The following is a 13,573-nucleotide window of genomic DNA, read 5'->3' as shown; positions in this document are numbered from 1 at the left end:
CGCTTGAGGGGCGTACCCGTCACCGGGTACGCCCCTCGTGCATGTGCGTGGGCTCAACAGCCGTCACGCAGATGTCAGTTGTGGCCGAAGCTGCGCTTTCGCTTGCCGGACGGCGCCATCTCGCCGGGGGTCACCTCGACCTCGGGCTGGGGCTCCGTCTGCGAGGCGGGGTTGCGGTCCGCCCGCTGACCACGCTCGGTCGGACGCTGCTGCTTACGGTCACGGTTCTTGTTCTTGGCCATGGTGATGCCTCCTGTGGGGGACTAGGGGCCAGGGCCGGGACCAGATTCACACAGGCCGACAACGATCGCATGTCGGACAATTACCGTGTGTGACAGGGCTGGTCGGAGCGGCCCGCCCCGAAACGCCACGCCGAAGATCGAGTTCCGGCCGTTAACCTCCGCGCCGTCGGGCAGACTCGAAGCAAGCCCGAAGCAAACCTCCTGGGAAGAGGGTGAGTCGCGTGGACCGCTGCATCGTCCTGGTGGACGCTGGGTATCTGCTGGGAGCCGCGGCGAGTCTCCTCGCCGGGGAGCCCTCGCGGTCCCGGATCACCGTCGACCACACCGCCCTCATCCAGGGGCTTCGTGAGCGCGCCGAATCCGACACCCAGCAGCCACTGCTGCGTATCTACTGGTTCGACGGCGCCCCGGACCGCGTCCCGCAACCCGAACACCGCAGACTGCGCGTGATGCCCCGGGTCACCGTCCGGCTCGGCGCCCTGACCCGCAGCGACGGCCGCTGGGCGCAGAAGGGCGTGGACGCGGCGATGCACGCCGAGCTGACCGAACTGGCCCGTAACCGCGCCTGCTCCGACGTCGTCCTGGTCACCGGCGACGGCGACCTGCTGCCCGGCATGATGGCCGCCAAGGAGCACGGCGTGGCCGTCCACCTGTGGGCCGTCCAGGCCGCCGACGGCGACTACAACCAGTCCGAGGACCTGGTCGCCGAGGCCGACGAGCGGCGCGTGCTGGACCGCACCTGGATCACCAAGGCCGTCCGCGCCAAGGACTACACCGGGGCGTGCGCGCCGCAGCCCGCGCCCCGGCCCGAGATCGCCGCGATCCTCTCCGCACCGCTGCCCGAGTCCGCTCTCGGCGCCGCGACCGACCGGCCCGCCCCGCAGCCCCGCCACCCGGTGGCCGGCCCCGGACAGAACGGCACCGAGGAGCGGGTGCCCGCCAAAGGGGTCCCCACGCCCAAGGACCTCGCCGCTCTCCGGGCCCCCGGCACACAGCCCGCCCAGCCTCCCGCCTCCGCCACCCTCCGCTGGTCCTCCGACAAAGGCTGGGTCGACCGGCCCACGGCCGAGCCCCCCGAGGCCGCCTCGATGCCGACACTCGCCCAGCTGACCACGGCAGAGCAGCGGTGGGCCGACCGCGAGGAGGACATCACCACCGTCGGCGGCGATTCCTTCGAGGTCGGGCAGGTCTTCGCGCGGCGCTGGGTGGAGCGCCTCGGAGACCAGGGCCACCTGCAGAAACTGTCCGGTATGTACCCGCGCATCCCGCACCGCGTCGACGGGGAGCTGCTGCGTTACGCCGCCCGGTTCGGCCTGCTCGCCCACAAGGACGACCAGATCGACGAGCGGGACCGGTACGCCATCCGGGCCGGCTTCTGGCGGGAGATCAGCGTGCGCACGGGCGTGGAGCACCCACCCCTCGACGACTGAGGACCCCTCGGTTCTTCGCCGGCGGAATTCCCGGTATGGACCGACCCGAGGGCGGGACCGGGGCGCCGACCCCGTAGTCTCGTCCCTTGTGAGTAAGCGCGCGGCACAGGCATTTCGGCACGATGGTGACGTCGTGTGCGCGGTGCGCGGGCTGACCAAGACCTATCCGGCGGTCCGGGGCCGGCGCGGCACGCCCGGAACCCCTGAGGTCCGGGCCACCGACGACGTGACGCTCGACATCCGCCGCGGCGAGATCTTCGGCCTGCTCGGGCCGAACGGCGCCGGCAAGTCCACCCTCGTACGCCAGCTCACCGGGCTGATGCGGCCCGACCGCGGCGGCGTGGAGATCCTCGGGCACGACATCGTGCGCCACCCCGAGCGGGCCGCTCGGATCCTCGCCTACCTCGGGCAGGAGTCGACCGCCCTCGACGAGCTGACCGTGTCGCTCGCCGCCGAGACCACCGGGCGGCTGCGCGGCCTGGACGTACGGCGGGCACGGGCCGAGCGGGACGCCGTCCTGGACGAGCTGGGGCTCGCGCCGCTCGCCGGGCGGCCGCTGAAGAAGCTCTCCGGGGGCCAGCGGCGCCTGGCGTGCTTCGCCGCGGCCCTGGTGGGGGAGCGGCCGCTGCTCGTGCTCGACGAGCCGACCACCGGCATGGACCCGGTGGCGCGGCGGGCCGTGTGGTCCGCCGTCGACCGGCGCCGGGCCGAGCGCGGGACGACCGTGCTGCTCGTCACCCACAACGTCATCGAGGCCGAGACGGTGCTGGACCGGGTGGCCGTCCTCGACCGGGGGCGGGTGATCGCCTGCGACACCCCCGCCGGGCTCAAGGAGCGGGTGGCCGGTGAGGTGCGCGTCGACCTGGTGTGGCGGGAGGCGGCTCCGCTGCACGTGCCCGAGGTGGCCGCGCTGAAGGACCGCGTCGTGGAGTCGGGCCGCCGCTGGACGCTCCGGCTCGGGCCCGAGGAGGCGCGTGCGGTCGTCGCGACCGTCACCGGCGGGGCCGCCTTCGCCGCCCTGGACGACTTCACCCTGACCACGCCGAGCCTGGAGGACGTGTACCTCGCCCTCGGCGGTGCCGTCCAGCAGGGGCTGGTGAAGGTGTGAGCACGAGGGCGCCGGGCGCGCGGGCCGTGAGCACACCGGCCGCCGCATACGTACCGAACAGGCGACTGCCGCAGTGGACCCCAGCGAAGGGAAGCAGCGCGACGTGAGTGTCGTACCCGCCGAAGTCCTGCCGGGCAGTGCCCTGGCCGTGGAGGAGCCCGCCGCGTGCGCGGCCGAGCTCGGACCTCGGGCGCGGCTGTGGCCGTCGCTGGCGGCCGTGTACCGGGCCCAGCTGTCCCGGGCGAGGGTGGCGCGGATCCCGCTGCTGTTCGTGGCGACCTTCCAGTCGGTCGGGATCATGATCCTGATGCGCGGGGTCGTGGACGACGGGGCGGAGGCGCAGGCCGTCGTCGCCGGGTCGTCGGTCCTCGTCGTGGCCTTCGTCGCGCTGAACCTGCTCGCGCAGTACTTCGGGCAGCTGCGGGCCAGCGGCGGGCTCGACCACTACGCCACGCTGCCGGTACCGCCCGCGGCCGTGGTGCTGGGCGCGGCGGGCGCGTACGCGTCGTTCACCGTGCCCGGGACCGTCGTGACCGCGGTGTTCGGCTGTGTGCTGTTCGGACTGCCGATGGCCCATCTGTGGATCCTCATGGCGGTGATCCCGCTGGCGGGCGCCGCGCTGGCCGGGCTCGGTGCGGCGCTGGGGCTGCTCGCGCCCCGGCCGGAACTGGCCACGCTGCTCGGGCAGCTGGGCATGTCGGCGGCGCTGCTGCTGGGCGTGCTGCCGGCGGACCGGATGCCTCAGGCCGTGCGCTTCACGCGGGACCTGCTGCCGTCGACGTACGGCGTGGAGGCCTTCGCGCGGACGTTCGGACCGCATACCGACTGGGCCTTCGTGCTCGGTGACCTCGCCGTGTGCGGCGTCGTGGGCGTCGTCTCGCTGGCCGTGGCGACCTGGGCCTACCGCCGGGCGGCCGTCCGGTGAGCGAGGAGGGGTCGTCCGGTGGCGCGGCACACAGGCGGGCCTGGCACGATGGCAGGGTGACCGCACCACTGACTCCGCCACCGCCGCCGCATGAACACTCCGCACAGGGTTCGTGGCAGCCGCCGGCCGCCGGGCCCGCGGCGCCCGGGTCCCAGCACGCCGAGTACGCCGGGCACGGCTGGTACGGACAGGACGGCCCCGGGATGAAGACGGAACTGCGGGAGGCCGCCGTGGTCGCGGTGGCCGTGGCGCTCAGCGGGCTGCTGCTCGGAGTGCTGTGGTGGTGGCTCGCGCCGCACGTGCCGCTCGTCGGCGACGTGGTGGAGAAGAACTGGGTCGTCTATCTCAAGGACACCGAGGGGGAGCAGGGCATCGGGGTCGACGGCACCTTCACGCTCCTCGGGCTGGCCTTCGGGGCCGTCAGCGCGCTGGTCGTCTTCCTGCTGCGGCGGCGCGGAGGCGTGCCGCTGGTGGTGGGGCTGGCCCTCGGGGGGCTGCTCGGCTCGCTGCTCGCCTGGCGGATCGGGGTGTGGCTCGGGCCCGCCGAGGACGTGATCGCGCACGCTCGGGCCGTCGGGCGGGGCGTGACGTTCGACGCCCCCCTGAAGCTGGGCGCCAAGGGGGCGTTGCTGGCCTGGCCGCTCGCCGCGCTGGTCCTGCACCTCGGGCTCATGGCGCTGTTCGGACCCCGTGATCCGGAACCGGAGTTCGCGGCCGGGCCGTACCAGGAGCCGTCTGCGGCTAACGGCCGATAGGCGCCAGGACCGCCCCGGTCAGCTGCCGGAGGTCCTCCGGGGCGAGCTCCACCTCCAGGCCCCTCCTGCCCGCCGACACGCAGATCGTCGCGTGCGCCGCGGCGGATGCGTCGAGGACCGTCGGCAGCTTCTTGCGCTGGCCCAGGGGCGAGATGCCGCCCCGGACGTAGCCCGTCGTGCGTTCCGCCAGGGCCGGGTCGGCCATCGCCGCGCGCTTGCCGCCCACGGCCGTCGCGAGGGCCTTCAGGTCCAGCCGGCCCGCCACCGGGACCACCGCGACCGTCAGGGTGCCGTCGACGTCAGCGACCAGGGTCTTGAACACGCGGTCCTGGGAGACGCCCATGGCCTCGGCCGCCTCCTCGCCGTAGGAGGAGTGTGCGGGGTCGTGGTCGTAGGAGTGGACCGTGTACGCCGTGCCCGCCGCCGTGAGGGCCACCGTCGCGGGGGTGCCGCCTGGCTGCTGCTTCTTCGACTTCTTCGCCATGCCGATCCGCTCAGTTGAGACTCATCGGGCCGCGCGTCAGCTCCGACGCGGGCAACGACGGCAGACTACGGATGATCGCCGTCTCCGAGCGAAGGAGTTTCAGCTCGTCGCGCAGGCGGGACGCCGTGTCGGGGGCCTGGAGCAGACGCTGCTTGGCCGGGGTGTCCAGCATCATCGCGGCCGCGACGAGGTACGACACCACGCCCGGCTCGTCCGGCAGTTCGGCCCCCGTCGCCAGGGACCGCTCCCGCGCCCCGGCCAGCCGCTTCTGGTACTGGCGGAAGGACCGCAGCACGCCCTCGGCCAACGGCGCGGCCTCGTCGCCCGGTTCCTCCTCCAGCGGCTCCAGCTCGGCCGTCAGGAAGGGCCCGGACGCCTCGACCGACAGCAGCTTGACCCGGGTCGTGCCGGTCGCCAGCACCTCGAAGGAGCCGTCGGTGCGCTCCCGGATCGTCGCCGCGTCCGCGATACAGCCCACCTTGTGGAACGCCTTGACCGGGTCCGTGCCGAAGCCGGCCGCCGGTCCCCGCTCGGGCAGGGCCGTCGGGTCGGGCATGCCGGGCGCGGTCGAGGCCACCTCGTGGCCGTCGCGGATCGCCACGACGGCGAACCGGCGCGGTTCGTCCTCGGACGTCTTCAGCAACTCGCGCATCATGGCGCGATACCGCTCCTCGAAGACGTTGAGCGGGAGCACGAGCCCCGGGAACAGTACCGAGTTCAGGGGGAAGAGGGGGAGCCGGACGGTGGTCACGACGCAAAAGCCTAATGGTCGCCGGGACGGACTCGCCCGCCCCGTTCGCTCCGTGGATGCCAGGAGGGGTTCACGGCCGCCCCGACCTGGATGTCCTCGCGCACCCGAAGGAAGTGCCCGAGGGGGTCGTCCGACACCCGTTCCCAGGGGAAAGAGGTGGCGTACGGGCCGTTCAGGCGCAGCTGCTCGGTGGCGTCCTGCCAGCGCTCCAGGCGCACCAGGACGAAGATCAGCAGGTTGCGCATCCGGGCCGGCCAGGGGTCGGCCGCCGGCAGCCGCGGGGAGAGCGCGATCGCCCGGTCGGCCGCCGTGTCCAGCCGCTCGCGGGGGATCTCGGGCCCGCAGTCGTCGGTGAGATAGCCGAAGGCCGCCCGCAGCGGCAGGGCCTGGACGAGCGCGCCGGCGGGAGCGTCCTGGGCGGCCCGGTCGGCGAAGTCGAAGCACTCGTGGTGCGAGCCGTGCCAGTAGGTGGCCAGGTAGCGCAGGGCCGCCACATGGCACCCGTAGTGGTGCGGGGCACGGCGGACGGCCGCCGCCCACAGTTCCTCGAAGTAGGTGTGCCCGGCCTGTGCGCCCCGGGCGTGGTCGAGCGCGAGCCGCCACGGCACCGGGTCCCGCTGGTCGCCCCGGGCCGCGGCCGTGATCAGCGGGCTCACCTCGCGCAGCAGCTCGGCCCGGGCCGGTGACTGCCAGGCGCGGTCCACCGCCAGCTGGGCCCCGACCAGGAGCGCGTCGGGGTCCTGCGGGGCGGTGGCGAGCCAGGCGTCCAGCCACTCGGGCCGCGAGCGCGCGAAGGCGGCCAGCCGGGTCACGTACCGGTCGCGCCGCTCCCACTCGGCTGCCGCACGCGTGGCCAGGAGCAGCGCGGCGGCCGGCCCGTGGTCGCCCCGGGCGGCGGCGACAAGGGCCGGACTCAGCCGGGCGTCGGGTGCGTCGAGCAGCACCTCGTCGTCGGTGCGCGGCTCGCCGACGAGGTGGGGGGCGGGCCTTGCCATCCGGCTCGCGCGGATGAACGGGAGCTGCATTGCCATGGTGCCGACCATTGAAGGTCGGCTGGTCGTGACGGCGCCAGACTGTTCATGGAACCTACGGAAAGTTGTACATCCAATGGTCAAGAGAGCGTAAAACCATGACAGTTCCATAACTGTGGTCACACCAGCACCATCAGTTGCGCCGCAGCAGCCGCGTCGCGCCCGCCGCCACCGTCGTCGCCAGGATCCAGCCCAGCAGGATCATCGCCGCCCCCAGCCACTGCCAGCCCCCGCGCAACTGCCAGAAGCCCACCTGGCCCAGGTCGATGACCGGCAGCAGCAGGTCGAGGGTGAAGAGCGTGGGGTTCCACTCCGGGTGCTCGCCCCGCTTCATCGGCGGATGCCCGGCCCGCGCGAACGCCAGGGACCCCGCCGCCCACAGCACCGCCATCCACACCGCGGCCCGGCCCGGCCGGTATCCGTAGGCGACCGTCCAGTCCTGCGCGTACCCCCACAGCTTGGCCGCCATCGGCAGGCTCTCGCGATGCCGGCGCTGCTTGGCGAGCAGCACCTCCCGGGCGTCCTCGTCCTCGCCGCCGGCCCGCAGTACGGCCGCGAGCCGCTCGTACGGCTCCGGGTTGTACTCGGCGGTCGCCGCGGCCACCCAGTCCAGCCGCTCGGCCAGCGGGAACGGCCCGCGCGGCACGAGGTTCTCGTAGGCGAAGCCGCCCATGTGCAGCCGCCCGGGGCCCGGCCAGGCGTCCGCCCGGTCCATCAGGTTGACGACCCTCGCCCCGGACAGCACCACCCGCCCGCGCGCCGGCTGCTCCCCGAGGAACCGCAGCTCCGGCGTCTGCACCCGGCGCAGCGACAGCTCCTGGTCGTCCGTGAGGGTGAACCGGGCCTGCTCGAAGTCGACGGCGTCGCCGAACCGGCCGTCGTCCAGCCGGATCCCGCCCTCGCACGCGAAGCGCTGGATCCGCGTCCCCTGCGCCGGGGTCATCCCGCTCATCGCCTGGGCGCCGACCCCCGCCGGTGTCAGATACAGGCTGCGCTCGACGGTCAGCTGCGGGGCGTTCAGCGCGAGCCGCTCGAAGGGATGGGACAGACGCGCCCCGCGCAGGCTCAGGGAGACGCCGATGGTGGCGGCGCGCAGGCTCAGCTCGCCGTGCGACTCCAGCAGCTCGGCCTGCAGGTCCTGGCCGACGGTCAGGCCGTCCGCCGCGATCGACCGGCCGCTGTGGTCCCGGTGTGCGATCGCCTGGTTGAGCATCAGGTCCGTGCCGATCTGCGCGTCCGTGAGCCGGATGCCGTGGTGGAAGCGGCAGCGCGGCAGATGGAGATCGCCCTCCGTGTGCACCCGGGCCGCCTCCAGCCGCGGCACGGAGCAGTCCACCATCCGCAGGGTGGTGAAGCGGGCCTCCGGCAGCAGCACGTCCTGCTCGAACCGGCACCGGCGCATCTCGACGTAGGGCACGACGGTGCCGCCCGCGAGGTCCAGTGAGCCGCTGACCCGCACGCCGATCAGCTTCAGCGACGACACGCGGCCGGCCAGGGCGGGCGGGCCGTCGAGGAGCAGCCAGCACACGACCCGGGCCCGGACGGTCCGCTCCTCGCCCCACGGACGGCCGCCGTGCGGATCGTCCTCCAGGGCGTCGCCGCTGCTCAGGTCGTACACGGTGCCGTTGCGGAAGGCCTGCCACATGCCGGTCTCGGCCGCGGTCAGGTCGTCGGGCGGATCCCCGGCACGGACGCCGGCCCCCTCGGTCACAGCTTTTCCATCCTCCCCGGGTACTCGCGGGTCACTTACCTCGTACACCTGTTCATGCCCGCTGTGTGACGCGCCGAACGCACAAAGTGAAGGAGATCCTCCGGGTTCCTGCGGGTTTCTGTATCAGCCATTGATACGCGCGAACGGCGCCTCACCCAGGTCTGAGAGAATTGAGCACGTGATCTCCCGAATCGATCTGCGCGGCGATGCCCTTGTCGACGGCCCCGCCCTGCGTGACCTGCTGCCCCGAGCCGACTTCGACGTAGCGGCCGCCCTGGAGAAGGTGCGTCCGATCTGCGAGGACGTGCATCATCGGGGCGACGCGGCGCTGATCGACGCCGCCGAGCGGTTCGACGGGGTCAGGCTCGACCAGGTCCGGGTGCCGGCCGCAGCGATCACGCGCGCGCTGGAGGAGCTCGACCCGGCCGTGCGCGCCGCCCTGGAGGAGTCCATCCGCCGCGCCCGGATCGTCCACCGCGAGCAGCGCCGCGAGACGCGCACCACCCAGGTCGTGCCCGGCGGCAGCGTCACCGAGAAGTGGGTGCCGGTCGATCGCGTCGGGCTCTACGCGCCCGGAGGCCGGTCCGTGTACCCGTCCTCCGTGATCATGAACGTGGTCCCCGCGCAGGAGGCCGGCGTCGGATCCGTCGCGCTCGCCTCACCCGCCCAGGCCGGCTTCGGCGGCCTGCCGCACCCGACGATCCTCGCAGCCTGCGCGCTGCTCGGCGTCGACGAGGTGTACGCCGCCGGCGGCGCCACGGCCGTCGCGATGTTCGCCTACGGCACCGAGTCCTGCGCCCCCGCGAACATGGTCACCGGCCCCGGCAACATCTGGGTCGCCGCCGCCAAGCGCTACTTCACCGGCAGGATCGGCATCGACGCCGAGGCCGGGCCGACCGAGATCGCGGTCCTCGCCGACGACACGGCCGACCCGGTGCACGTCGCCTCCGACCTGATCAGCCAGGCCGAGCACGACCCGCTGGCCGCCGCCGTCCTCGTCACCGACTCCGTCGAGCTCGCCGACGCGGTCGAGAAGGAACTGGAACCGCAGGTCGCGGCCACCAGGCACGTCGACGACCGGATCGTCCCGGCCCTGTCCGGCAGGCAGTCCGCGATCGTGCTGGTCGACGGTGTCGACGAGGGCCTCAAGGTGGTCGACGCGTACGGCGCCGAGCACCTGGAGATCCAGACGGCCGACGCCGCCGCCGTCGCCGACCGGGTCCGCAACGCCGGCGCGATCTTCATCGGCCCCTGGGCCCCGGTCTCCCTCGGCGACTACGCGGCCGGCTCCAACCACGTCCTGCCCACCGGCGGCTGCGCCTGCCACTCCTCGGGCCTGTCCGTCCAGTCCTTCCTGCGCGGCATCCACATCGTCGACTACACGCGGGACGCGCTGGCGGACGTCGCGCACCACGTGGTCACGCTGGCCGAGGCGGAGGACCTGCCGGCCCACGGCGCGGCGATCAAGGCGAGGTTCGACTGGAAGGTTCCCCAGGGCAAGTGAACGACGTACGCATCGATGATCTCCCCGTACGGGACGAGCTGCGCGGCAAGTCCCCCTACGGCGCGCCCCAGCTGGACGTCCCCGTACGGCTGAACACCAACGAGAACCCCTACCCGCTGCCCGAGCCGCTGGTCGAACGGATCGCCGAGCGGGTCCGCGAGGCGGCCCGCAACCTCAACCGCTACCCGGACCGGGACGCGGTCGAGCTGCGCACTCGGCTCGCGGAGTACCTCACCGACACCTCCGGCCATGAAGTCGGCGTGGCCAACGTCTGGGCGGCCAACGGCTCCAACGAGGTCATCCAGCAACTGCTGCAGACCTTCGGCGGACCGGGCCGCACGGCCATCGGCTTCGAGCCGTCGTACTCGATGCACGGCCTCATCTCGCGCGGCACGGGCACCGGCTGGATCTCCGGCCCCCGCAACGAGGACTTCACCATCGACCTCGCCGCCGCCCGGAAGGCCATCGCCGAGAACCAGCCGGACGTCGTCTTCATCACGAGCCCCAACAACCCCACCGGCACCGCCGTCCCGCCCGAGACGGTCCTCGCGCTGTACGAGGCCGCGCAGGCGGCGAAGCCCTCGATGGTGGTGATCGACGAGGCGTACATCGAGTTCAGCCACGGCGACTCCCTGCTGCCGCTGCTGGCGGGCCGCCCGAACCTCGTCGTCTCCCGCACGATGTCGAAGGCCTTCGGCGCGGCGGGCCTGCGCCTGGGCTACCTCGCGGCGCACCCCGCCGTCGTCGACGCCGTCCAGCTGGTCCGGCTGCCCTACCACCTGTCGGCCGTGACCCAGGCGACCGCCCTGGCCGCCCTGGAGCACACCGGCACGCTGCTGGGCTACGTCGAACAGCTCAAGACCGAACGGGACCGCCTGGTCACCGAACTGCTGGCGATCGGCTACGAGGTGACCGCGTCGGACGCGAACTTCGTGCAGTTCGGCCGGTTCGAGGACTCCCACGAGGCCTGGCGGAAGATCCTCGACCGGGGCGTCCTGGTCCGGGACAACGGCGTGCCCGGCCGGCTCCGGGTCACCGCCGGAACCCCCGAAGAGAACGACGCGTTCCTCGACGCGGTACGTGCACTGAAGAAGGAGCAGAGTTCATGAGCCGCACCGGACGCGTGGAGCGGACGACCAAGGAGACCTCGGTCCTCGTCGAGATCGACCTCGACGGCACCGGCAAGACGGAGATCTCCACCGGCGTCGGCTTCTACGACCACATGCTCGACCAGCTCGGCCGGCACGGTCTGTTCGACCTCACCGTGAAGACCGAGGGCGATCTGCACATCGACTCGCACCACACCATCGAGGACACCGCCCTCGCCCTCGGCGCCGCCTTCAAGCAGGCCCTCGGCGACAAGGTGGGCATCTACCGCTTCGGCAACTGCACGGTCCCCCTGGACGAGTCCCTCGCCCAGGTCACCGTCGACCTGTCCGGCCGCCCCTACCTCGTGCACACCGAGCCCGAGAAGATGGCGCCGATGATCGGCGAGTACGACACCACCATGACCCGGCACATCCTGGAGTCCTTCGTGGCCCAGGCGCAGATCGCCCTGCACGTGCACGTGCCCTACGGACGCAACGCGCACCACATCGTGGAGTGCCAGTTCAAGGCGCTCGCCCGGGCCCTGCGGTACGCGTCCGAGCGCGACCCGCGCGCGGTCGGCATCCTCCCGTCCACGAAGGGCGCCCTGTGAACGGCACGTCGACCCTGCTGATCGTCGTCGGCCTCTTCCTCGCCGGCGGGATCTACTCCTTCATCAAGCAGAAGATGCCCAAGGGCCTGATCGTGCTGCTGTCGATCGGCGCCGCGATGTGCCTGGCGGCCGGAGTCGTGAGGCTGGAGGTGTGGAATTGAGCGCCCCTCGGAAAAACGTGGTGGTCTTCGACTACGGCTTCGGCAACGTCCGTTCCGCCGAGCGCGCCCTCGCCCGCGCCGGAGCCGACGTCGAGATCACGCGCGACTACGACAAGGCCATGAACGCCGACGGCCTGCTCGTGCCCGGCGTCGGTGCCTTCGCCTCCTGCATGACGGGCCTGCGCGAGGCGCGCGGCGACTGGATCGTCGACCGCCGGCTGTCCGGAGGCCGCCCGGTCATGGGCATCTGCGTCGGCATGCAGATCCTCTTCGAGCGCGGCATCGAGCACGGCGTGGAGAGCGAGGGCCTCGACGAGTGGCCCGGCTCGGTCGAGCCGCTCCAGGCCGAGGTCGTGCCCCACATGGGCTGGAACACCGTCGAGGCGGCGCCCGGTTCGCAGCTGTTCGCAGGCCTCGAGGCGGACGCCCGCTTCTACTTCGTGCACTCCTACGCCGTGCACGACTGGTCGCTGGAGACGCTCAACCCGGCGATCGAGGCCCCCAAGGTCACCTGGTCCACCCACGGCAAGCCGTTCGTCGCGGCCGTCGAGAACGGCGCCCTGTGGGCCACGCAGTTCCACCCCGAGAAGTCCGGCGACGCCGGAGCCCAGCTCCTCACCAACTGGATCGGAACACTGTGAGCAAGCTCGAACTCCTCCCCGCCGTGGACGTCCGGGACGGCCAGGCCGTCCGCCTGGTGCACGGCGAGTCCGGCTCGGAGACCTCCTACGGCTCCCCGCTGGAGGCCGCCCTCGCCTGGCAGCGCTCCGGCGCCGAGTGGCTGCACCTGGTCGACCTGGACGCCGCGTTCGGCACCGGGAACAACCGCGAGCTCATCGCCGAGGTCGCGAACGCGATGGACATCAAGGTGGAGCTGTCCGGCGGCATCCGCGACGACGACACCCTCGCCGCCGCCCTCGCCACCGGCTGCAAGCGCGTCAACCTGGGCACGGCCGCCCTGGAGACCCCGGAGTGGGTCGCCAAGGTCATCACCGAGCACGGCGACAAGATCGCGGTCGGTCTCGACGTCCGCGGCACGACCCTGCGCGGCCGCGGCTGGACCCGCGACGGCGGCGACCTCTACGAGACGCTGGAGCGCCTCGACAAGGAGGGCTGCGCCCGGTACGTCGTCACCGACATCGCCAAGGACGGCACCCTCCAGGGGCCGAACCTGGAACTGCTGCGCAACGTCTGCGCCGCCACCGACCGCCCGATCGTGGCCTCCGGCGGGGTTTCCTCGCTCGACGACCTGCGAGCCATCGCCGGCCTCGTCCCGATCGGTGTCGAGGGCGCCATCGTCGGGAAAGCGCTGTACGCGAAGGCGTTCACCCTGGAAGAGGCCTTGGAGGCTGTGTCGTCATGACCGTAACGCGTGTGCAGAGCGGAAGTCCCTGGGAAGAATCCTTCGGTTTTGCACGCGCCGTAGCGGCGGGCGACCGTGTGCTGGTAGCGGGCACGACCGCCTTCAAGGGCGACGTCCTCTACGGCGAGGGCGACCCGTACGAGCAGACCAAGGTGGCCTTCACCACCGCCCTGGAGGCGATCGGCGAGTTCGGGCTCACCCCCGAGTCCGTGATCCGCACCCGCGTGTGCCTGGCACACGCCCGGGACGTCGACGCGGTGGGCCGGGCCCACAAGGAACTGTTCGACACCGTACGCCCGGTCACGACCCTGCTGATCGTGCAGGGCTTCATGGACTCCCGGGTCCTGGTGTCGGTGGAAGTGGAAGCATTCAGAGGGACACCCTCACAGGAACACTAGAGGAGCACGAT

Annotated in this window: 16 protein-coding genes; 11 read left to right on the top strand and 5 right to left on the bottom strand. The window is 72.4% G+C overall.

Annotated features, from left to right (window positions below; translation table 11 throughout):
• Positions 1–74: 74 nt before the first annotated feature.
• Positions 75–242, bottom strand: coding sequence for a hypothetical protein (locus ACFY9S_RS14540; protein ID WP_180989403.1), 168 nt, complete (start codon positions 240–242; stop codon positions 75–77).
• Between the two features lie 221 nt (positions 243–463).
• Here ACFY9S_RS14540 and ACFY9S_RS14535 point away from each other — a divergent pair, with 221 nt between their 5' ends.
• From ACFY9S_RS14535 to ACFY9S_RS14520, 4 genes are all read left to right on the top strand, one after another.
• Entirely contained in the window at positions 464–1,672 is a 1,209-nt protein-coding gene (locus tag ACFY9S_RS14535) for an NYN domain-containing protein (RefSeq protein WP_391127428.1), read from the top strand.
• 133 nt (positions 1,673–1,805) lie between these two features.
• A complete protein-coding gene (locus tag ACFY9S_RS14530; RefSeq protein ID WP_391127672.1) occupies positions 1,806–2,780 on the top strand; it encodes an ATP-binding cassette domain-containing protein in 975 nt (324 codons plus the stop codon).
• A gap of 103 nt (positions 2,781–2,883) precedes the next feature.
• Entirely contained in the window at positions 2,884–3,705 is an 822-nt protein-coding gene (locus ACFY9S_RS14525) for an ABC transporter permease (protein ID WP_391127425.1), read from the top strand.
• 56 nt (positions 3,706–3,761) lie between these two features.
• Positions 3,762–4,460, top strand: a complete 699-nt coding sequence (locus ACFY9S_RS14520) for an AAA family ATPase (protein WP_391127422.1) — start codon at positions 3,762–3,764, stop codon at positions 4,458–4,460.
• On the opposite strand, the gene ybaK is transcribed toward ACFY9S_RS14520, so the two are convergent.
• The 4 genes from ybaK to ACFY9S_RS14500 all read right to left on the bottom strand — a co-directional run bounded on the left by ybaK (position 4,447) and on the right by ACFY9S_RS14500 (position 8,437).
• On the bottom strand, positions 4,447–4,944 hold the full coding sequence (ybaK, locus tag ACFY9S_RS14515) for a Cys-tRNA(Pro) deacylase (protein ID WP_391127419.1): 498 nt from the start codon (positions 4,942–4,944) through the stop codon (positions 4,447–4,449). The genes ACFY9S_RS14520 and ybaK overlap by 14 nt on opposite strands.
• Positions 4,945–4,954: 10 nt before the next feature.
• Complete coding sequence (locus ACFY9S_RS14510; protein WP_391127416.1) at positions 4,955–5,695, bottom strand: LON peptidase substrate-binding domain-containing protein; 741 nt, start codon at positions 5,693–5,695, stop codon at positions 4,955–4,957.
• Positions 5,696–5,706: 11 nt separating this feature from the next.
• Positions 5,707–6,738: a hypothetical protein gene (locus ACFY9S_RS14505; protein WP_391127414.1), complete on the bottom strand. Its 1,032-nt coding sequence runs from the start codon at positions 6,736–6,738 to the stop codon at positions 5,707–5,709.
• 121 nt (positions 6,739–6,859) lie between these two features.
• Positions 6,860–8,437 (bottom strand): oxidoreductase, encoded by a 1,578-nt coding sequence (locus ACFY9S_RS14500; RefSeq protein ID WP_391127411.1) that lies wholly within the window; start codon positions 8,435–8,437, stop codon positions 6,860–6,862.
• Between the two features lie 178 nt (positions 8,438–8,615).
• Here ACFY9S_RS14500 and hisD point away from each other — a divergent pair, with 178 nt between their 5' ends.
• From hisD to ACFY9S_RS14465, 7 genes are read left to right on the top strand one after another with little or no spacing between them, the layout of a single operon-like run.
• Positions 8,616–9,941, top strand: a complete 1,326-nt coding sequence (hisD, locus tag ACFY9S_RS14495; protein ID WP_391127408.1) for a histidinol dehydrogenase — start codon at positions 8,616–8,618, stop codon at positions 9,939–9,941.
• Positions 9,938–11,050, top strand: a complete 1,113-nt coding sequence (locus ACFY9S_RS14490) for a histidinol-phosphate transaminase (protein WP_391127405.1) — start codon at positions 9,938–9,940, stop codon at positions 11,048–11,050. Before hisD ends, ACFY9S_RS14490 begins: the two co-directional genes overlap by 4 nt.
• Positions 11,047–11,640 carry an imidazoleglycerol-phosphate dehydratase HisB gene (gene hisB, locus ACFY9S_RS14485; RefSeq protein ID WP_031132046.1) on the top strand — a complete coding sequence of 198 codons (594 nt, stop codon included), beginning with the start codon at positions 11,047–11,049 and terminating at the stop codon, positions 11,638–11,640. The genes ACFY9S_RS14490 and hisB overlap by 4 nt, the downstream gene beginning before the upstream one ends.
• Positions 11,637–11,801, top strand: a complete 165-nt coding sequence (locus ACFY9S_RS14480; RefSeq protein WP_180989661.1) for a hypothetical protein — start codon at positions 11,637–11,639, stop codon at positions 11,799–11,801. Before hisB ends, ACFY9S_RS14480 begins: the two co-directional genes overlap by 4 nt.
• A complete protein-coding gene (gene hisH / locus ACFY9S_RS14475; RefSeq protein WP_391127400.1) occupies positions 11,798–12,442 on the top strand; it encodes an imidazole glycerol phosphate synthase subunit HisH in 645 nt (214 codons plus the stop codon). The genes ACFY9S_RS14480 and hisH overlap by 4 nt, the downstream gene beginning before the upstream one ends.
• Complete coding sequence (gene priA / locus ACFY9S_RS14470; protein WP_391127397.1) at positions 12,439–13,164, top strand: bifunctional 1-(5-phosphoribosyl)-5-((5-phosphoribosylamino)methylideneamino)imidazole-4-carboxamide isomerase/phosphoribosylanthranilate isomerase PriA; 726 nt, start codon at positions 12,439–12,441, stop codon at positions 13,162–13,164. The genes hisH and priA overlap by 4 nt, the downstream gene beginning before the upstream one ends.
• The gene (locus ACFY9S_RS14465) at positions 13,161–13,562 is read left to right on the top strand and encodes a Rid family hydrolase (protein ID WP_391127394.1); all 402 of its coding nucleotides are present in this window, start codon (positions 13,161–13,163) and stop codon (positions 13,560–13,562) included. The genes priA and ACFY9S_RS14465 overlap by 4 nt, the downstream gene beginning before the upstream one ends.
• The last annotated feature ends 11 nt before the right edge of the window (positions 13,563–13,573 follow it).

Origin of the sequence: Streptomyces sp. NPDC012474 (assembly GCF_042955185.1) — a bacterium.
Lineage (GTDB): Bacteria > Actinomycetota > Actinomycetes > Streptomycetales > Streptomycetaceae > Streptomyces > Streptomyces cahuitamycinicus.
The sequence above is the reverse complement of the archived record's forward strand: the minus strand, read 5'-3'. Positions and strand labels throughout refer to the sequence as shown.

Bases quoted from the DNA above. Each gene is read 5' to 3' on its own strand.
- hisB (WP_031132046.1), top strand. From the start codon at position 11,047: ATGAGCCGCACCGGACGCGTGGAGCGGACGACCAAGGAGACCTCGGTC.
- ACFY9S_RS14505 (WP_391127414.1), bottom strand. From the start codon at position 6,738: ATGGTCGGCACCATGGCAATGCAGCTCCCGTTCATCCGCGCGAGCCGG.
- ACFY9S_RS14540 (WP_180989403.1), bottom strand. From the start codon at position 242: ATGGCCAAGAACAAGAACCGTGACCGTAAGCAGCAGCGTCCGACCGAG.
- ybaK (WP_391127419.1), bottom strand. From the start codon at position 4,944: ATGGCGAAGAAGTCGAAGAAGCAGCAGCCAGGCGGCACCCCCGCGACG.
- ACFY9S_RS14465 (WP_391127394.1), top strand. From the start codon at position 13,161: ATGACCGTAACGCGTGTGCAGAGCGGAAGTCCCTGGGAAGAATCCTTC.